General features: G+C 71.7%; 19 protein-coding genes and 3 tRNA genes. 6 read left to right on the top strand and 16 right to left on the bottom strand.

Annotation, left to right across the window (positions count from 1 at the left end):
- Positions 1 to 240: 240 nt before the first annotated feature.
- Both EU555_RS10400 and EU555_RS10395 read left to right on the top strand, forming a co-directional pair.
- Positions 241 to 558, top strand: coding sequence for a hypothetical protein (locus EU555_RS10400; RefSeq protein ID WP_135414569.1), 318 nt, complete (start codon positions 241 to 243; stop codon positions 556 to 558).
- Between the two features lie 88 nt (positions 559 to 646).
- Positions 647 to 937, top strand: coding sequence for a hypothetical protein (locus EU555_RS10395; RefSeq protein WP_135414568.1), 291 nt, complete (start codon positions 647 to 649; stop codon positions 935 to 937).
- Positions 938 to 984: 47 nt separating this feature from the next.
- Here the strand turns inward: EU555_RS10395 and EU555_RS10390 are convergent, their stop codons facing one another.
- From EU555_RS10390 to EU555_RS10365, 6 genes are all read right to left on the bottom strand, one after another.
- Positions 985 to 1,785 (bottom strand): ATP12 family chaperone protein, encoded by an 801-nt coding sequence (locus EU555_RS10390; protein WP_135414567.1) that lies wholly within the window; start codon positions 1,783 to 1,785, stop codon positions 985 to 987.
- Positions 1,786 to 1,828: 43 nt separating this feature from the next.
- Positions 1,829 to 2,491 (bottom strand): HAD-IA family hydrolase, encoded by a 663-nt coding sequence (locus EU555_RS10385; protein ID WP_135414566.1) that lies wholly within the window; start codon positions 2,489 to 2,491, stop codon positions 1,829 to 1,831.
- A 63-nt stretch (positions 2,492 to 2,554) separates the two neighbouring features.
- Positions 2,555 to 3,004 carry a hypothetical protein gene (locus EU555_RS10380; protein ID WP_245524228.1) on the bottom strand — a complete coding sequence of 150 codons (450 nt, stop codon included), beginning with the start codon at positions 3,002 to 3,004 and terminating at the stop codon, positions 2,555 to 2,557.
- Positions 3,005 to 3,138: 134 nt separating this feature from the next.
- Positions 3,139 to 4,566, bottom strand: coding sequence for an RluA family pseudouridine synthase (locus EU555_RS10375; RefSeq protein ID WP_135414565.1), 1,428 nt, complete (start codon positions 4,564 to 4,566; stop codon positions 3,139 to 3,141).
- 81 nt (positions 4,567 to 4,647) lie between these two features.
- Positions 4,648 to 5,478, bottom strand: coding sequence for a ParA family protein (locus tag EU555_RS10370; RefSeq protein ID WP_135414564.1), 831 nt, complete (start codon positions 5,476 to 5,478; stop codon positions 4,648 to 4,650).
- 101 nt (positions 5,479 to 5,579) lie between these two features.
- Positions 5,580 to 6,893 carry a replication-associated recombination protein A gene (locus tag EU555_RS10365; RefSeq protein ID WP_135414563.1) on the bottom strand — a complete coding sequence of 438 codons (1,314 nt, stop codon included), beginning with the start codon at positions 6,891 to 6,893 and terminating at the stop codon, positions 5,580 to 5,582.
- A gap of 173 nt (positions 6,894 to 7,066) precedes the next feature.
- Here EU555_RS10365 and EU555_RS10360 point away from each other — a divergent pair, with 173 nt between their 5' ends.
- Positions 7,067 to 8,116, top strand: coding sequence for a hypothetical protein (locus EU555_RS10360; protein WP_135414562.1), 1,050 nt, complete (start codon positions 7,067 to 7,069; stop codon positions 8,114 to 8,116).
- Positions 8,117 to 8,171: 55 nt separating this feature from the next.
- On the opposite strand, the gene EU555_RS10355 is transcribed toward EU555_RS10360, so the two are convergent.
- From EU555_RS10355 to dnaK, 3 genes are all read right to left on the bottom strand, one after another.
- Positions 8,172 to 8,813: a class I SAM-dependent methyltransferase gene (locus EU555_RS10355; protein WP_205820861.1), complete on the bottom strand. Its 642-nt coding sequence runs from the start codon at positions 8,811 to 8,813 to the stop codon at positions 8,172 to 8,174.
- A 164-nt stretch (positions 8,814 to 8,977) separates the two neighbouring features.
- On the bottom strand, positions 8,978 to 10,147 hold the full coding sequence (gene dnaJ, locus EU555_RS10350; RefSeq protein WP_135414560.1) for a molecular chaperone DnaJ: 1,170 nt from the start codon (positions 10,145 to 10,147) through the stop codon (positions 8,978 to 8,980).
- Positions 10,148 to 10,311: 164 nt separating this feature from the next.
- Complete coding sequence (gene dnaK, locus EU555_RS10345; RefSeq protein WP_135414559.1) at positions 10,312 to 12,231, bottom strand: molecular chaperone DnaK; 1,920 nt, start codon at positions 12,229 to 12,231, stop codon at positions 10,312 to 10,314.
- Between the two features lie 380 nt (positions 12,232 to 12,611).
- Between dnaK and EU555_RS10340 the strand changes: the two genes are divergently transcribed.
- Positions 12,612 to 13,616, top strand: coding sequence for a hypothetical protein (locus tag EU555_RS10340; RefSeq protein ID WP_425375103.1), 1,005 nt, complete (start codon positions 12,612 to 12,614; stop codon positions 13,614 to 13,616).
- 16 nt (positions 13,617 to 13,632) lie between these two features.
- Here EU555_RS10340 and EU555_RS10335 read toward each other — a convergent pair whose 3' ends face one another.
- Complete coding sequence (locus EU555_RS10335; protein ID WP_245524238.1) at positions 13,633 to 14,178, bottom strand: YqgE/AlgH family protein; 546 nt, start codon at positions 14,176 to 14,178, stop codon at positions 13,633 to 13,635.
- A 350-nt stretch (positions 14,179 to 14,528) separates the two neighbouring features.
- On the opposite strand from EU555_RS10335, the gene EU555_RS10330 reads away from it, so the two are divergent.
- On the top strand, positions 14,529 to 15,011 hold the full coding sequence (locus tag EU555_RS10330) for a peroxiredoxin (protein WP_135414558.1): 483 nt from the start codon (positions 14,529 to 14,531) through the stop codon (positions 15,009 to 15,011).
- Between the two features lie 188 nt (positions 15,012 to 15,199).
- Here the strand turns inward: EU555_RS10330 and EU555_RS10325 are convergent, their stop codons facing one another.
- Positions 15,200 to 15,883: a glutathione S-transferase family protein gene (locus tag EU555_RS10325; protein WP_135414557.1), complete on the bottom strand. Its 684-nt coding sequence runs from the start codon at positions 15,881 to 15,883 to the stop codon at positions 15,200 to 15,202.
- Between the two features lie 148 nt (positions 15,884 to 16,031).
- Here EU555_RS10325 and EU555_RS10320 point away from each other — a divergent pair, with 148 nt between their 5' ends.
- A complete protein-coding gene (locus EU555_RS10320) occupies positions 16,032 to 16,463 on the top strand; it encodes a MarR family winged helix-turn-helix transcriptional regulator (RefSeq protein WP_167858507.1) in 432 nt (143 codons plus the stop codon).
- A gap of 173 nt (positions 16,464 to 16,636) precedes the next feature.
- On the opposite strand, the gene EU555_RS10315 is transcribed toward EU555_RS10320, so the two are convergent.
- The 5 genes from EU555_RS10315 to EU555_RS10295 form a co-directional block, all read right to left on the bottom strand.
- Positions 16,637 to 16,711: transfer RNA gene (locus EU555_RS10315), tRNA-Gly, on the bottom strand.
- A 24-nt stretch (positions 16,712 to 16,735) separates the two neighbouring features.
- Positions 16,736 to 16,810, bottom strand: a tRNA-Gly gene (locus tag EU555_RS10310).
- A 29-nt stretch (positions 16,811 to 16,839) separates the two neighbouring features.
- Positions 16,840 to 16,914: transfer RNA gene (locus EU555_RS10305), tRNA-Gly, on the bottom strand.
- A 112-nt stretch (positions 16,915 to 17,026) separates the two neighbouring features.
- A complete protein-coding gene (locus EU555_RS10300; protein ID WP_135414555.1) occupies positions 17,027 to 17,497 on the bottom strand; it encodes an NUDIX domain-containing protein in 471 nt (156 codons plus the stop codon).
- A 27-nt stretch (positions 17,498 to 17,524) separates the two neighbouring features.
- Positions 17,525 to 18,223, bottom strand: a complete 699-nt coding sequence (locus EU555_RS10295) for a fumarylacetoacetate hydrolase family protein (protein WP_135414554.1) — start codon at positions 18,221 to 18,223, stop codon at positions 17,525 to 17,527.
- Positions 18,224 to 18,238 lie beyond the last annotated feature (15 nt).

Here is an 18,238-nt window from a genome sequence, read left to right as displayed (position 1 = left end):
AAAATTTGGAATTCGCGGAAATTCGGAATTCGCAAAGACCGGACGCGTAGGCCACTAGGCTTGGCCGAAAGGGGTAGGCGGTTGCGCCTTCCGCCGCAATGGCTTAGTCAAGGCTCGGCCGTACAGGCAGTATTGCCCAGAAAACAACGAAAACTTATCGAATGTGATCAGCGGTTCCGGGCTCGACGGATATGCATCGGCCTCAAGATGCAGCGGGCCGGAACCGGGGGGAGACCGCTCATGATTGCGAGCAGCGTGGGCTCTGGAACCACACGCGCGCGGCCGCGCACGGTGCGGCGGTGGCCGACCTACAACCTGTTTCGCCGGCGCGCGGAGCCGGAGCTGGTCTGCGCGGTGCCGAACGACTTTCCGGTGCCGGCCTTCATCACCGGCGAGGCCTGGAGCTACGCCGGCAGCATCAGCGCCCCGTCCGAGGCGCCGCCCGGCTTCTCGGCCGCGGTGGCCGAGCACGGCGCCGAGACCTGCGGCTTCCACCTCTTCCACCAGCTGCCGGCCGTCGCGTCCGTGCCGGACCAGGGCTGGCGGGTCGCCGGATAAGCTTTTTGCGAGAACCGCGGCCGAGGTTCGTGCGTTGTCTTGGCGAGAGTTGCGTTGCCCCGATAATCCACGCACCGGAGACCCGGAGATGCTTGTCAAGACCGTCATCGCGGCCGGCCTCGTCCTGGCCGGCTCCGCCGCCGCCCGCGCCGGGGGCACCACCCTCGATCAGGCCGGCATCACGCCCGTCGACGTGCCGGGCTTCTCCGAGAGCGTGCCGGCCGGACTGCCGCTCTTCGCCGCCCTGCCCCGCATGGCGCCGGGCGCCGAGGTCGACATCCGCGCCGTCGAGACGAGCGGTCTCGTGGCCTTCACCCCGTCGGTGCCGCAGATGATCGACCCGATGGCCGACATCGCCACCGGCACGCTGCGGAAATAGGCGCGCGGAAGCCAAGCGGCATGGCCGGGGCGGCAGGCTCCGGTCGCTCAGGCGCTGAGCGAGGCGACGCGCGCCGCCGCCTCGAACTCGGTGCGCCGGCCGGCGAGACGCGCCTCGGCCTCCGCGTCCCGGCCCCACACCTCGGCCTGGAAGGTCTCGTCGACATGGGCCGCCGCCCAGGCCTCCTGCGGCGTCAGCCGGCCGTGCAGGACGGCGAGCGCGATCAGGACCGAGCCGGTCAGCGTCGTCATCGAGTGCAGGGCCGCGAGCGCGATCGGGCTCTCTACCGCCTCGACTGCCCGGCGCACCGCCTGGAGCGACGCCTCAGGCTGGGTGACGTGCATCACCCCCTCGCTCAGCATGAACCGGGCCCCCAGAACCTCGTGTGCCCAGGCCAGAACCGGGTCCCAGGCCGCGCCCTGCGCCGCCACCAGGCGCGCCGGGTCCCCGGCCCGGTAGACGACGAGGTCGGACCCCGCATAGGCCGCAAGGTCGTCCACCACCGCCTCCCGCCGCTCCGCCACCCCGTCGAGGGCCGAGTTGACGAGGCGGGTGAGCGGCATGCGCGCGGGATCGATGAACTCGGCCTGGGCGCTCCATTCCTCGGCCAGCGCCTCGGCGAGGGCCGCCTGCGGCACCGCGAGGCGGCGGCGGGCGGGAGTGTGGGCCGGGCGGCCGTCGAGGACGAGGCGGTAGCCGTCCTCGGCCGGCGCGACGCCGGCCGCCGTGTAGAATCGCTTCGGCAGCGCGGGCTTGGCGGAGTGGCGGGCGGCGCGGACCGGGTCGGGCTGAGCCTCCGGGTCCCCGAGCCAGTCGCGGGTCACGTCGTTGGTCGTCGGCTTCGTCATGGACGAAGAGATAGGGTTCGGTCCCGGCGGTTGCGAGGCGCGCTCAGGCTGCCGCGATCCGCTCGCTCAGGGCGGCCTCCAGGGCAGCGAAGCTCTCCACCACGGCCTGCGCCCCGGCGGCCCGCAGGGCCTCGGGGGTATGGTAGCCCCAGGCGACCCCGAGGGCGGTGACGCGGGCGCCGCGCGCCATCGCCATGTCGTAGGTCGAGTCGCCGATCATCACGGTCGCGGCGGGCGCGATCCCGGTCTCGGCCATCGCCTGCTCGAGCATCGCCGGATGGGGCTTCGAGGGGGCGTCGTCGGCGGTCTGCACGGTGGCGAACCAGCCCTCCCAGCCATGCACGGCGATCAGGTGGTCGACGCCGCGGCGGGACTTGCCGGTGGCGATGCCGAGCTGCACGGCCGGCTCGCGGTTGAGCCGCGCCAGCAGCCCGGCGGCGCCCGGAAACAGCGCCTCGCGGATCTCGGCCCGCATGCGCAGGCGGCTGAAGGCCTGCTTGTAGGCCTCCGACAGGGCGGCGACCGGCCCGTCGGCGCCGACGAGGGCGGTGAAGGCCTGCGGCAGCGACAGCCCGACCACCGACAGGGAGCGCTCCCGCGTCGGCGCCGGCAGCCCGACCGCCGCGAAGGCCTCGGCTTGCGCCGCCACGATCATGTGCTGGCTGTCGACGAGGGTGCCGTCGACGTCGAAGACGATCAGGATCATCGGTGCAGGATCACGGGTCAGGGCCGCCTCGTTCCGCGCGGGGCGTGGGGCCCGGCCGGTCCCTCAGGGCTTGGTGGCGCGGGCCGGCTGACCCGGCTGGATCCGCTCATAACCCAGGCGGCAGCGGATCAGGAAGCGGCGGCGTGCGCCGCCCTTGAGGCTGCGCCGCTGCGAGGCGCGGTTGCAGGCGGCGTAGGTCGGGCGGCGGCGGCGCGGCGTCGCGGCGCGTTCCGGCGCGGCCGGCCTCGCCTCGGGCGCCCGCCCGTCCGCGGGCGCCGCGCGCCCGTCCGCGGGCGCCGCGCGCCCGTCCGCGGGCGCCGCGCGCCCGTCCGCGGGCCTGCCATCCGGCCGGGCCGCCGCGGGCGCGCCTTGGGCCGGGGGCGCCCCTTGGGCCGCGGCCGGCTCGGGCTTGGTCGCCGGAGACGCGGGGGCCGGCTGGGCCTGTGCCACCGCTTGAGTCGCGACAGCGAGGAATCCGATCAGGCCGAGGCTGGCGAGCGCGGCGGGTCTCATCTGGCTGGTCTCACTCCGGACGGGCCGCGAGCCCGCGCTGACGCCGTGGTCGCGACGGCCCGCACGAGAATAAGGCGCGGGGCTATCCTGCCAAGGGTTCCCCGCAGGGCAGGTCCCCGCGGGTGACCTCCGGGTCACGCCTCCGGCGCCTCGACGATCGGGTCGTAGCGCGCGGCGTCGAAGCCGAGCAGGTTCCAGCTCTGCGCCATGTGGGGCGGCAGCGGCGCCGTCACGTCGACCGGCTTGGCGGTGCGCGGATGCGGGATGACGATGCGCCGCGCGAGAAGATGAAGGCGGTTCTGCAGGCCGCCGGGCAGCTCCCAGTTCTCGATGTCGAAGTATTTCGGATCGCCGACGAGCGGGTGGCCGATATGGGCCGCGTGGGCGCGCAGCTGGTGCGTGCGCCCGGTGACCGGCTTCAGCGACAGCCAGGCGAGCTTCTGCCCGGCCTGATCGACCACGGCGTAGTAGGTGAGCGCATGGCTCGCGCCCTCGTCGCCGTGCTTGGCGACGCGCATGCGGGCATCGGCGTCGCCGATCTCCTCCTTGGCGAGGTAGGTCGAGATCCGGCCCTGGCGCACCTTCGGCACGCCGGCGGCGAGCGCCCAGTAGATCTTGCGCGCCGCCCGCGACCGGAAGGTCTTGGCGAGCGTCGCCGCCGCGAGCCGGGTCTTGGCGACGATGAGGCAGCCCGCGGTGTCCTTGTCGAGGCGGTGGACGAGGCGCGGCTTCTGGCCGTCCTTGTCCCGCATCGCCTCGAGCAGGCCGTCGACGTGGCGGGTCGTGCCCGATCCGCCCTGGACCGCGAGGCCGAAGGGCTTGTTGAGCACCATCATGTCCTGGTCCTCGTAGAGGATCAGGGAGCGCAGGAAGGCGAGGTCGCCCTCCGCCCGGGCCGCGTTCGGGGCCGGCGGGCGCGCCTCGAGGCTCAAGGGCGGCACCCGCACGCTGGCGCCGGGCTCGACCCGGTCGGCGGCCTTGGCGCGCTTGCCGTTCACGCGCAGCTCGCCCTTGCGCACCAGGCTCTGGATCCGGGTGAAGGGCAGTTGCGGGAACCGGGCCGAGAGGAAGCGGTCGATGCGCATCCCGGCCTCGTCCGGCGTCACCTCCAGGGTCTGCACCCCGGTGGCCAGCGCCTCCGCGGTCGCCTCGCGCAGGGCCCGCCGGGTCGGGGCTGGAGTCTTCGGCGCCGCGGCTCCGCGGCCCGGAGCCTCGACGCCGTCCGGCCGCTCGTCCCGGCGCGGCCTTGCCGGCGGACGGCCCTCCGCGCTGCGGCTCGGGCCGCGGGTCGCCGCCCTGGCGGCGGGTTGTTCGGCGGGCGGCTTGCTGGATCGCGCTCGGGGCCGTGCGGCGCCCCCGGGCCCGGCGGACGCCTCGTCCCGCGCCCAGGGATCCGCGTCGCTCATGTCGCGGCCGTAGGTGACGGGGCCGGCGCCGCGCTGGGCGGCGTCGCGGGCGGTGTTGCGCGGTCCCGTGCGGGCCCGCGGCGGGCGGCCCGAGGCTGATCCGCCCGGGCCGGTCCGCGACCGCCCGGACCCGCCGCGATGGGGAGGTTTCGTCATGCGCCGGCTCGTAGCACCCGCGGCGGCGTCCGTCACGCCGGACGAGGCACGGGCCGGCGGCTCAGCTCCGGGAGATTTCCGTCATCGCCAGGAGATGCCGCGCGAAAACCCCTCCGGCCGTCCGTAGCCCGGCTCCGCGAAGGCCGCCACGCAGTCGATGCCGAAACGCTGCACCAGGTCGTCGGCGAGGCCGGAAAAGTCCTCGGCGGCCCGGGCGCGGCCGCGGTAGCGCCGCACGGGCTGACGTCGGGCGAAGGCCTCGCTCACCGCCACGTCGGTACGCACTCCCCGTACCATCTGGCCGGGCCCGAAGGCGGTGCGGAGCAGCCCCAAGGTCTCCTTCTCGACATTGGTGCGCAGGTCGATGCGCATCGGCGCGATCGCCAGGCCGAGGGGCGCGGCGCGGAAGCGCAGCATCGTGTCATGGTAGGAGCGGGCGAACTGGCGCACGCCTTCGAGGCCGAGCGGATCGAGGGTGGTGGGGATCACCACGCCGTCGCTCGCCATCAGGGCGCAGACCGTGAGCGCGGCGGCGGCCGGCGGCACGTCGATCAGCACCAGGTCGTGCGCGTCGCGCAGGGGCGCCAGCGCCGCGGCGATGGACCGGATGTCACTGTTGGCGAGCTGCCCGTCGAAGCTGCGGTCGGCGGCCACGATGGCGACGTTGTCGTCGTCGGTCCCCTGCACGGCATCGGCGTAGCTGGCCCCGGACCGGCACAGCGGCGTGTGGGCGTTGGCCGAGCCGAGCTGCGCCGCGACCCCGAGCCCCAGTCCCGCATGGCCCTGCGGGTCGAGATCGACCACCAGCACCCGGTAGCCCCTGGCACCCAGCTCGGCCGCGAGGTTAACCGCGGAGGTCGTCTTGCCGGTGCCGCCCTTGCAGTTGGCGATGGAGAGCACCCGTGCCGTCATCGCGCCCGCCGGTGCGGGAGATTCTGTTTCATTCCCGCAGGCTGACCTAAGGACCGGCGCAGCGTCAACGGCGAAGTGTCGGGTTGTTCACATAACCGTCATCAGCCCTCGCCGGCGCGCTCCCGGCGGGCGGCCTCCCACCAGTCCAGGCGCTCGGCGATGCGGCGCTCGAAGCCCCGGTCGGTCGGCGCGTAGAAGCGCTGCCGCCCCAGCCGCTCCGGCCAGTAATCCTGGCCCGAGAAGGCGTCGGGCTCGTCGTGGTCGTAGCGGTAGCCCTCGCCGTAGCCGAGCCGGCGCATCAGCTTGGTCGGTGCATTGAGGATCGTGCGGGGTGGCGGCAGCGAGCCGTGCTCCTTGGCGGTCCGGGTCGCGGCCTTGTAGGCGGTGTAGAGGGCGTTCGATTTGGGGGCCGTGGCGAGATAGACCGCCGCCTGCGCCAGCGCCAATTCGCCTTCCGGCGTCCCCAGGAAGTCGAAGGCGTCCTTGGCGGCATTCGCCACCACGAGGGCCTGCGGGTCGGCGAGGCCCACATCCTCGATCGCCGCCCGCACCAGCCTGCGGGCGATGAACAGCCGGTCCTCGCCGGCATCCAGCATCCGGCAGAGATAGTACAGGGCGGCGTCGGGATCCGAGCCGCGGATCGTCTTGTGAAGCGCGCTGATGAGGTTGTAGTGGCCCTCCTGCGCCTTGTCGTAGACGGGCGCCCGGCGCTGGATCAGCTCCTGCAGCAGGGCGGCGTCGAGGATCTCGTCGGGCCCGACCGAGCGCCAGACCTCCTCGGCGAGCGTGAGCGCCGCCCGCCCGTCGCCGTCGGCCATCCGCACCAGCACCGCGCGCGCTTCCTCGTCGAGGGGCAGCGCCCGGCCGGTCACCGCCTCGGCCCGGGCGAGGAGCTTGGCGACCGCCGCCTCGTCGAGGGCGCGGAAGACCAGCACCCGGGCGCGGGAGAGGAGCGCCGCGTTCAGCTCGAAGGACGGGTTCTCGGTGGTGGCGCCCACGAGCGTCACGGTGCCGTCCTCCACCACCGGCAGGAAGGCGTCGAGCTGGGCCCGGTTGAAGCGGTGGATCTCGTCGACGAAGAGGAGCGTGCCGCGTCCCGCCGCCCGCCGGGCCCGGGCGGCCTCGAACACCTTTCGCAGTTCGGCGACGCCGGAAAAGATCGCCGAGACCTGCTCGAAATGCAGGTCGGTCTCGCCGGCGAGGAGCCGTGCCACCGTGGTCTTGCCGGTGCCGGGCGGCCCCCACAGGATCAGGGAGCCGAGGTTGCGGCCGCGCAGGAGCCGCGTGAGCGCCCCGCCCTCCCCGGTCAGGTGCTCCTGGCCGACCACCTCGGCGAGGGCCGTCGGCCGCAAGGTATCGGCGAGGGGGCGCGGGGCGTCGCGGTCGAGACCGGCGGAGGCGAACAGGTCGGACATCCCCGCATCAACACCCGTCGCAGGCGGAGCCGCAAGGGGCCGGACGAGCGTCGCCCGCCGCGGGCCCGCGCCGCCGTCCCGGCGGGGTGATCTCACCCGGCGGAACTGCTACCCTCGCCCGGACCGCCGCCGGCGCGCTTGCCGAGACCCGGTGCTTCAGCCTAGCAAGCAGCATGCGATTCAATTTCAACGTCGTCGGCCCGGCGAGCTTCAGCCTCTGGATCGCGCCGGACGACATGCGCCGGACGCCCCGCATCCGCGTCGTCATCGACCGGACGCGGGAGACCGTGATCGAGGCCTGGCTCCACTTTCCCCAGCTGAAGGAGTTCGGCTGGCACGTCAACGGCGTCTGCGGCTTCGCGCTGAGCGACGCCAGCTGCCCCGGCCTGGACCAGGCCCAGAGCTATGACATCTACGACGCCGATACCAACATCCTGCTCTACCGCTACCGGGCCGGCGCCCCGTATCGTCCCGCCCGGGTGCTCTCCCTCGACTACACGATCAACCAGGACAACGTCGCCCGCGACATGCTCTTCCCCGAGTTCGCGCTGGCGTATTTCGGCATCGACGACATCCACTACGATCTGCTGCGCTGCATCTTCGACATCAAGTACAGCGACTCGATGCTGCTGCAGGGCAGCGTGCTGCTCAAGCGCTACGAGGACGTCATCATCGACGGCGGCTACGTCAAGACGATCCTGGTGGTCGATCCCTACGTGGAACTGGCCAAGCGCATCCTGTGGCTGCGGCGCATGGCGGAGATCGGCAAGGATCCGGCCCAGAGCTGGCGCGTCGACCACCTGCGGGGACCCTGCGCCTTCGCGGCCGGCCTCGACCTCGGCAGCGTCTCGGCCCTGCGCAAGGGCTTCGACCGCCTCGACGTCTCCACCTTCACCTGGCTGGAGAACCCGCTGACCCGCCACCTCTCCTGCTCCGCTCCCGGCGAGACGATGAAGCCCGGGCACTGGACGGTCGCCATCGAGACGCTGTCGCATTTCCACGTGATCGGCCACCAGCATTTCTGGGGCGCCTACACGGCGATGCTGGGCGACGTGCTGGGCCTCCAGGGGCCGGCCGTCCCGGAGCGGCGGGTGCCCGGGCCGGTGCTCGAGCTCGCCGAGACCCTGAGCCGGGTGAAGAACACCCTCGGCCTCGTCGAGATGGACATCAACCTCAGCGACAAGGTCTACACGATCATCGAGAAGCAGTGGGAGAAGGCGTGAGCCATCGGGGCAGGCCCTCCCCCCGGGACGCCGGTGCGCCGGGCCGTGTCCGGCCTCAGGGCCGGCGGTACACCCAGACCCGCGCCGGCGGCAGGTTCAACCAGACCTTGTTCGATCGGCTCGCCGTGTAGGTCGAGGACTTGGCCGGGATCGGCGGCACCACCGCGTAGGTGAACTGCACGAACGGCGCGTCCGGGTGCATCAGGTCGTGGGCGGCGCTCAGGAGATCGAGGCGCTGCTCCAGGGGCTTGGTGAAGAGCGGAAGGCTCGAGATCGTGGCGCAGGCCGGCTCGGCGACCACGTCCGCAAGCGCGGCGCGGATGTCGTAGGCGTCGCCCTGCAGCACCGTGGCCTTCGGGAACCGCCGGCGCAGGAGCTTGCAGAAATCCGGGTTGTACTCGACCAGCACCAGGCGCTCGGGGGCGATGCCGCGGCGCACAAGGGCGTCGGTCACCGGCCCGGTGCCCGGCCCGAGCTCGATGACCGGCCCGGACAGGCGCGGGTCGACATAGGACGCCATCGTGCGAGCGAGCATGCGGCCCGACGGCGTCACGGCGCCGGTGACCAGGGGCCGCTCGAACCAGGAGCGCAGGAACCGCGCCTCGTCCTCCAGGATGTCGCGCCGCTGGGGCTGCGGATGCTGCAGCGGGCTCGAGACCGCGATGGCTTTGGCCCTGGATCGGCGAGGCAAAGGCAAGACCGAAGACCCTTGAACACGCGAAAGGAGAGGTTGGCGAACGGCTGTCGTTCAAAGGCGCGCCGCCGTCAAGCCTGAGCGCCCCGGACCCAGACCCGCGAACCGCGCAATCCCGTCGCGCGTGAGAACGCGCGACGGCTGCTCCGGTTCGCCGGCATCCCGGATTATGCGCGGCCCGAGCCGCTGAGGCCGTCGAAGAACTCCTTCACCCGGGAGAAGAAGCCGGCGCTCTCCGGGTGGTTGTCGGCCTGGCTGCCATGCGTGTCGAATTCCTGCAAGAGTTCGCGCTGGCGCTTCGTGAGGTTCTGCGGCGTCTCGACGAAGACCTGGATGTAGAGGTCGCCGACGTCGCGGGAGCGCAGCACCGGCATGCCCTTGCCCTTGAGGCGGAACTGCTTGTTGGTCTGGGTGCCGGCCGGGACACGGACCGAGGTGTGCGAGCCGTCGATCACCGGCACGGTGATCTCGCCCGAGAGCGCCGCCGTCACCATCGAGATCGGCACGCGGCAGAACAGGTCCGCGCCGTCGCGCTGGAAGAACGGGTGCGGCTTGATCGACAGGAAGATGTAGAGGTCGCCCGCCGGCCCGCCGCGCAGGCCCGACTCGCCCTCGCCGGCCAGGCGGATGCGCAGGCCGTCGTCGACGCCCGCCGGCACGTTGATCGACAGCGTGCGCTCGCGGGTGACGCGGCCGGCGCCCGCGCAGGCCGGGCAGGGATCCTCGATGATCTCGCCGCGGCCCTGGCAGTTCGGGCAGGTGCGCTCGATGGCGAAGAAGCCCTGCGCCGCCCGCACGCGGCCGTAGCCGGCGCAGGTCGGGCAGGTCTTGGGCTTCGAGCCGGCCTTGGCGCCGGAGCCGGCGCAGACCTCGCAGGTGACCGAGGTCGGCATCCGGATCGTCTCCGTCTTGCCGGTGAAGGCTTCCTCGAGGCTGATCTCGAGGTTGTAGCGCAGGTCGGCGCCGCGCTCGCGCCCGCCGCCGGGCCGCCCGCCCGGACCGGCGCCGGGTCGTCCGCCACCACCGCGGGCGTCGCCGAAGAAGGTGTCGAAGATGTCCGACATGAAGTCGCCGAACTCGTTGCCGAATCCGGGACCGCCCTGCCCCCCCTGCGAGAACGCGGCATGGCCGAAGCGGTCATAGGCGGCGCGCTTCTGCCCGTCGGAGAGGCACTGGTAGGCCTCGTTGAGCTCCTTGAACTTGAGCTCCGCCTCCTTGTCGCCGGGGTTGCGGTCGGGGTGGTAGACCATCGCCAGCTTGCGGAAGGCCGACTTCATCTCACCGTCGGTCGCGGTCCGGGCGACGCCCAGCACCTCGTAATAGTCGCGCTTCGACATTCCCGTCCCCAGGCCGCCCCGTCCTCTCGCCCGCCCCGTGCCAGCCCGGTCGGGCGTCATCCATACACGTCCGGTCCCCGGCGCGGTCGGCACCGGGGACCTGATCGGTCTGCAAGTTCCCGGCCGCACGGATCCGGGATCCGTGCGGCGTCCTCACGACGCGGTTATGCCCGCTTCTTCTGGTCCTTGTCGTCGACTTCCTGGAAGTCGGCGTCGATGACGTCGTCCTTCTTGGCCTCGGGACCCTTAGGCCCGCCCGCGGCGGCATCCGGGGCGGCCTGGCTCGCCGCGTACATCGCCTCGCCGAGCTTCATCGAGGCCTGCATCAGGTCGGTGGTGCGGGCCTTGATCTGCTCGACGTCCTCGCCGGCCAGGGACTGGCGCAGGGCGTCGATGGCGGTGGTGATCGCGGCCTTGTCGGAGGCCGGGACCTTGTCGCCGTGCTCGGCCACCGACTTCTCGGTGGCGTGGATCAGGCTCTCGCCCTGGTTCTTCACCTCGACCAGCTCGCGGCGCTTCTTGTCCTCGGCCGCGTTGGCCTCGGCCTCCTGCACCATGCGCTGGATGTCGGCGTCGGACAGGCCGCCCGAGGCCTGGATGCGGATCTGGTGCTCCTTGCCGGTCGCCTTGTCCTTGGCCGTCACGTTGACGATGCCGTTGGCGTCGATGTCGAAGGTCACCTCGATCTGCGGCAGGCCGCGCGGGGCCGGCGGGATGCCGACGAGGTCGAACTGGCCGAGCAGCTTGTTGTCGGCCGCCATCTCGCGCTCACCCTGGAAGACCCGGATGGTGACCGCGTTCTGGTTGTCCTCGGCGGTCGAGAACACCTGCGACTTCTTGGTCGGGATGGTGGTGTTGCGGTCGATGAGCCGGGTGAACACGCCGCCCAGGGTCTCGATGCCGAGGGAGAGCGGCGTCACGTCGAGGAGCAGCACGTCCTTGACGTCGCCCTGGAGCACGCCGGCCTGCACCGCCGCGCCGATCGCCACGACCTCGTCCGGGTTGACGCCCTTGTGTGGCTCCTTGCCGAAGAAGGTCTTCACCTGCTCCTGGACCTTCGGCATGCGGGTCATGCCGCCGACGAGGACGACCTCGTCGATCTCGGCCGCCGACACGCCGGCATCCTTGAGCGCCTTGCGGCAGGGCTCGATCGTGCGCTGCACCAGGTCGTCGACCAGCGACTCGTACTTGGCGCGGCTGAGCTTGAGCGCCAGGTGCTTCGGGCCGCTCGCGTCGGCGGTGATATAGGGCAGGTTGATCTCGGTCTGGGTGGCCGAGGACAGCTCGATCTTCGCCTTCTCGGCGGCCTCCTTGAGGCGCTGGAGGGCGAGCTTGTCCTTGGTCAGGTCGATGCCCTGCTCGCGCTTGAACTCGGCCGAGAGGTACTCGACGATGCGGTTGTCGAAGTCCTCGCCGCCCAGGAAGGTGTCGCCGTTGGTCGACTTCACCTCGAACACGCCGTCGCCGATCTCGAGGATCGAGACGTCGAAGGTGCCGCCGCCGAGGTCGTAGACCGCGATCAGGCCGGACTTCTTCTTGTCGAGGCCGTAGGCGAGCGCCGCCGCGGTCGGCTCGTTGATGATGCGCAGCACCTCGAGGCCGGCGATCTTGCCGGCATCCTTGGTCGCCTGGCGCTGGGCGTCGTTGAAGTAGGCCGGGACGGTGATGACCGCCTGGGTGACCGGCTGGCCGAGATAGGACTCGGCGGTCTCCTTCATCTTCTGCAGCGTGAAGGCGGAGATCTGCGACGGGGAGTAGGACTTGCCGTCCGCCTCGACCCAGGCGTCGCCGCCGCTCGAGCGGGTGATCTTGTAGGGGACGAGCCCCTTGTCCTTCTGCGTCATCGGGTCGTCGTAGGTCCGGCCGATGAGACGCTTGATCGCGAAGAAGGTACGCTCGGGGTTCGTCACCGCCTGGCGCTTGGCCGGCTGGCCGACGAGCCGCTCGCCGTCGTCGGTGAAGGCGACGATCGACGGGGTGGTGCGCGCGCCTTCCGCGTTCTCGATGACCTTGGGCTGCGTGCCTTCCATCACGGCCACGCAGCTGTTCGTGGTGCCAAGGTCGATGCCGATTACTTTACCCATGGTGGGATCCCTCGTTGGTGTTTTTTAAGCAGACCGCCGAGCCCCGAAGCAGCTCGGCCCATGGCGGTACGTGTCAAAGGTTTGAGCCGGGGCGGGCCGGACCGGACCGCGCCTCGCCGGGAACCCGGCGAGCGGGGGCGTTGCCCGCGCCGAGCCGGATATAAGAAGGCCGTCTGGGGGCCGCAAGGCGAGCCGGGCCGGCCGCGCAGGCCGATCGGCGAAGATCGGCGGACGCCGCGAGGCCCCGTCCGGCCGCTCGCCTGGGATCCTCCGTGCGGCCAAGGCGCCACGACAATGTTGCGGGCTTGCCACGCCCGTGCCACGGACCCCATGCTAGGACCGTGCGGGACGACCATCCCGCGCCTTCCGTCTGGAGCCTGATGCAGCCCGTTCGCCTCCCTCCCCGCCCGGTGGTCCGGCCCGTGCTGGCGGCCCTGCCCCTCGCGGCGGTCCTGATGGTGGCGCCTGCCCCGGCCTCGGCCCAGTCCTTCCTGGAAGAGCTGTTCGGCATCGGCCGCGCCGCGCGCCCGCCGGTGCCGCCGGCCCCGGTCCCCGGCGCCCGCCCGCCCGCCGCGCCCGGCGAGGCGCCGCCGCCCGAGGCCGCCCCCCGGCCGGCCCCGGCGCCGCCGGCGCCGCCGAGGCCCGTGGTGATCAAGGCGCCCAACGACGACGCGGTGGTGGGTCAGGAGCTGCAGCAGAACGGCAATGCCGGGTCGATGCGGCTGGAGCGGGCCGGTTCCGGCTTCACCGCCCGGGTGACGCTGGCGGGCACGAAGGTGTCGCAGCCGACCGAGAGCTGCAAGGTCGCGCTCGGTGACGGGCAGCCGCTCGCCCTCGCCGACCAGGGCAAGCCCAACGGCGTGACGCAGCTCGCCACCTCCGGCCCGGCCTGCCCGATGCGGCTCGAGATCCTGGAGGGCGGCGTCATGGTCACGCCGATCGGCGAGCCGGATGCCTGCGTCTTCACGGCGTCCGACTGCGCCACCACCCCGAAGGGCCTGTGGGGTCCGGGCGCCGCGGTCCTGCTGCCGCGGGCGCAGGAATTCGACGCCGCCCGGGGCGCCGCCGACAAGGCGGTGCGCGAGAACTACAAGGTCATGACCCAGCGCGCCCGGCGCGAGGACGTCCGGCCGATCGTGACCGAGCAGGCCGCCTTCTCGGCCGACCGGGAGCAGATCTGCCGCGCCTATGTCCGCGAGGGCTCGCACGGCTTCTGCCACCTGCGCTTCTCCGAGGCGCGGGCGCTCTCGCTGGCGACCCGCCTCGGCCTGTCGGGCGCTGCCCCGACCGCCAGCAACGCGCCGCGGCCGGCGGCCCGCAAGCGCCCCGCCCCGGCGGTGGACGGGATGAACCCGGGCTTCGAGGCCGGCGCGCAGGACCAGTAGTACCGCGCCTGCGCGCTCAGGCGTGGCCGGCGGTGGTCGAGAGCATCGCAGGCTCGATCCCGATGCCGCGCAGGGCGCGGTCGTACTTGGTCTCGAGGGCGCTGTTGAAGATCAGGTCCGGATCGGCCGGGCAGTGCAGCCAGCCATTGGCCTGGATCTCGCTCTCGAGCTGGCCGGCCTGCCAGCCGGCATAGCCGAGTGCCAGGACCGCGCTCGACGGCCCCTTGCCGACCGCGATCGCCCGCAGGATCTCGATCGTCGCCGTGAGGCAGATGCCGTTGTCGATCAGCAGGGTCGACTGGTCGATGTGGAAGTCGGGCGAGTGCAGCACGAAGCCACGGCTCGCCTCGACCGGCCCGCCCATCAGCACCGGCATGTGACCGACGCGGCTCGGAAGCCGGATGGCGTCGTCCTGGGCGATGATGTCGAGCTGGACCAGGAGGTCCGGCATGTTGAGGTCGGCCGCAGGCTTGTTGACGATGATGCCCATCGCCCCTTCGGCCGAGTGCGCGCAGAGATAGATCACCGAGCGCGAGAACCGCTCGTCGGCCATGCCCGGCATCGCCACGAGGAGTTGCCCGTCGAGGTAGCTCGGCGCGCCCTGGGCCGGTGCTCCCCGGGCGGCCGGCGCGTCGGCGCGCGGGTCCGGCGGCCCGCCGGCGGCGTCCTTGGAGAGAAGGTCCTGTGGAAATCTGCTGCGCATGATGCCCATGCTACGCCCCGCCCCGGCGTTGTCCATAGCCTGCCTGTCCGGGAACGCGCGCGCAGGCCCGCCGGGTCCCCGCGCCGCTTGCCGCGGGGTCGGCCGCGACCGGGCGACTCGCCTCGACTTGCCGCCACGGCCGCGCTAGACCCCGCCCGGACTCGGGGCCCCGGCCGGAGCCGGCCCGGGACGTTTCCAGGAGAGCCACGATGACGATCAAGGTCGGCGATCACCTGCCCCAGGCGACCTTCCGGGTCATGGGCCCCGAGGGCCCGGCCGCCAAGACCACCGACGACGTGTTCAAGGGCCGCCGGGTGGTGCTGGTGGCGGTGCCGGGCGCCTTCACGCCGACCTGCCATCGCAACCACCTGCCGGGCTACGTCACCCGCCGCGACGACATCCTGGCCCGCGGCGTCGATTCGATAGCGGTGACCTCGGTCAACGACGTGTTCGTGCTGGACGCCTGGTCCAAGGCGGCGGGCGCCGAGGGCATCGAGTTCCTGGCCGACGGCAACGGCGACTTCGCCAAGGCCCTCGGCCTCGCCATGGACGGCACCGGCTTCGGCCTCGGCGTGCGCTCGCAGCGCTACGCCATGCTGGTCGAGGACGGCGTGGTGCGGATGCTCAACGTCGAGGACGCGCCCTCGAAGGCGGACCTGTCGGGCGCGGAGACGCTGCTGAAGGCGCTCTGAGCATCAGCCGCCGGACGCGGTCGCCGGTTCGGCGAGAAGGTGCTGACCAGCGTTGCACGGCGCAACTCTGCCGAGGCCCGTCCCGCATCCGCGGGGACACCGGGAGATGCCGGCGCGGCGTCTCGCGCGGATGATGCGGAAAGCGCCCGCACCGGAACCAGGTGCCTTCCGCGCGAGACCCTGGGCGCCTAAGCGGCACGCCTCAGCAACCAGGCCTCGTGCTTCTCCAGGAACGCCATGAGACGGGCCGGGTACTCGGCCGTGACGGCCGCCTTCACGCTCGGGCGCTCAGCCAGTTCCTGCCGCCAAGCTCGGACCCGGGGCAGGCCGTCGAGCACCCCGGTCGGCGCGATCGCGTCGAACACGTCGAAGTACCGGAAGATCGGTCCGAAGACCGCATCGACGAGGCTGAACCGGTCGCCGGCGAAGAACGGGCCCTCGCTCAGCTCGGCCTCGAACCGTGCGAATTTGTCGACCAGCGCGCCGCGCTTGGCCTCGTAGGTCGCGATGTCTCTGGCGGTCTCGAAGCCCCACAGATCGGCGAGGATGGACGAGCCGAACTCGATCCAGCCGCGATGACGAGCCCGCGTCAGAGGATCGCTCGGGTGGAGCGGCGTCCCGCGCTGCGTTTCCTCGATGTACTCGCAGATGACTGCGCTCTCGAACAGGACGGCTTGCGTCCCGTCGGGCTCGGTCACGAGCAGCAACGGCACCTTGCCGAGGGGCGAGATCGCCGAGAACCAGTCCGGCTTCTGCGAGAGATCCACCTCGCGCCGGTCGAAGGCCACGCCCTTCTCCGACAGGGCGATCGCGGCGCGCTGGACGTAGGGACAGAGAGCGTGGCTCACGAGAGTGAGATGGGGGCCGGACATGGCGAGGGTCTCCGTTTGCCGGTTCGTTGGCGGCTCTCGGCGCGAGGCGCCCCGATCGATATAGATGCAGTTGCATTTATATCCGGCTTGCTCGCTGCGTCAATCCGGATGTAGATGCATCTATGTCCGGCTGCTCCCCCTCCGTGCGATGACGCCGTCCACCTCCCTCACCCGGGCCTGGATCCGCCTCATGCGCGCGCAGCGCGTCGTCCTCGGCGCGATCGAGCAGGATCTGAAGAGCGCAGGCCTTCCGCCTCTCGGCTGGTACGATGTCCTGCTAGAACTGTCCCGCGTCGAGGCCGGACGTTTGCGTCCCTACGAGATCGAGGATCGTACGCTGCTCGCGCAGCCCAATCTCTCACGGCTCCTGGATCGCATGGAGCGGATGAGCCTCGTTCGCCGCGAGGCCTTCGCAGGGGACGGCCGCGGCCAATGGGTCGTCATCACCGAGGCCGGACGGGTCATGCGGGAGCGCATGTGGGTGGTCTACGCCGCGTCCCTCCAGGCCCATGTCGGAGCGAAGCTGGCTGATGCGGAGGCGGATGGGCTGGCGGACCTGCTGGCGAAGCTGTCGCGCTGAGCCCGGGCGCAGCGGATGTCGAGGTCGGGGCTCGGTCCCATCCTCGCGCGTGGGTCTGATGAGACACCGTGCCGGTCACGTCGAGACACGTCGACGGTCCGCTTGTTTCAGGACGGGAGACGCAACGAGGAACACAGCCTCACGGTGCCTGCCGCAGCCTATCTTGGGAGATCTGGAGCGGGCGAAGGGATTCGAACCCTCGACCCCAACCTTGGCAAGGTTGTGCTCTACCCCTGAGCTACACCCGCTCGCGCGAGAAGGCCTGTCGAACTTGGAGCGGGCGAAGGGATTCGAACCCTCGACCCCAACCTTGGCAAGGTTGTGCTCTACCCCTGAGCTACACCCGCCCAAACCCGTTCGGCCTTTGCTGGAAAACTGGAGCGGGCGAAGGGATTCGAACCCTCGACCCCAACCTTGGCAAGGTTGTGCTCTACCCCTGAGCTACACCCGCTCGCTGCTTTCCACGGCGACACCGTGGCGGCGCCGATGACCGGGATAAACACCATTCCGCCGGGGAGCGCAAGAGGTTGCGGCTTCGGTTGCGCAGCCGGCTCCGGACGCCCCTACCAGTCGATCGCCGGCGGCAGGCCGTCCGTGATCTCGGCGAGGCGGGCCCGGGTCGCCGGGGTGGTGTCCGGCGGCAGGGCGTCGAGGGGGAAGAAGCGCGCGGCGGCGATCTCGCGGTCGGGACGCTTCTCCGCCCGCACCGTGAAGGCGCGGGCGACGTAGAGCACGACGTGGTCGCGCCGCGAGGCGCGCCGGTTGAAGTAGAAGCCGTGCAGGGCCGGCGCCGCGCCCGGATCGAGGACGATCTCGGCCTCCTCGCGGAATTCCCGGTCGATCGCTTCCAGCGCCGTCTCGCCCGGCTCGACCCCGCCGCCCGGCAGGTGCCAGCCGTCCATGTAGGTGTGGCGCACGAGGCAGACGCGGTTCTCCGCGTCGATCGCCGCCCCGCGCACCCCGAGGGTCATGCCGCGCGTGAAGCGCCAGACGAAATGGGCGCCCCGCATCAGCAGGGCCTGCCTTCGCGTCATCCCGCGGCCTCCCCTGACCTGACCGCCTCAGACGACCGTCAGGCGGATCTCGCCGACGCCCTCGATCGACCCGACCATGGTCTGGCCGCGGGTGACCGCGCCGACGCCCTCCGGCGTGCCGGCGAAGATCACGTCGCCGGGCTCCAGGGCGAAGTAGGTCGACAGGTAGGCGATCTGCTCGGCCACCGACCAGATCATGTCGGAGAGGTCGCCCGTCTGGCGCACCGCGCCGTCGACCGAGAGCGTGATCGCGCCCGTCGCCGGGTGGCCGATGACGGAAGCGGGTTTCAGGGTGCCGACCGGGCCCGACAGGTCGGCGGCCTTGCCGAGCTCCCACGGGCGGCGCAGCGCCTTGGCCTCGTCCTGCACGTCGCGGCGGGTCATGTCGAGGCCGACCGCGTAGCCGTAGACGTGGTCGAGGGCCTGGTCCACCGGGATATCGCGCCCGCCCTTGGCGAGCGCCACCACCAGTTCGACCTCGTGGTGGTAGTTCCGGGTCTTCGGCGGATAGGGGTGTTCGACCGTCTGTCCGTCCGGCACCACCTGCAGCGCGTCGGCAGGTTTCATGAAGAAGAACGGCGGCTCGCGGGTCGGGTCGGCCCCCATCTCGCGGGCATGGGCGGCGAAGTTGCGCCCGACGCAATAGACCCGGCGCACGGGAAACAGGTCTTCGGTGCCGGCGATCGGGAGCGCGATGCGCGGCGGATTCGGGATCACGGAGAGCATGGATCTGCTGTCTCG

Source organism: Methylobacterium nonmethylotrophicum (genome assembly GCF_004745635.1).
GTDB classification, from domain to species: Bacteria; Pseudomonadota; Alphaproteobacteria; order Rhizobiales; family Beijerinckiaceae; genus Methylobacterium; species Methylobacterium nonmethylotrophicum.
The sequence above is the reverse complement of the archived record's forward strand: the minus strand, read 5'-3'. Positions and strand labels throughout refer to the sequence as shown.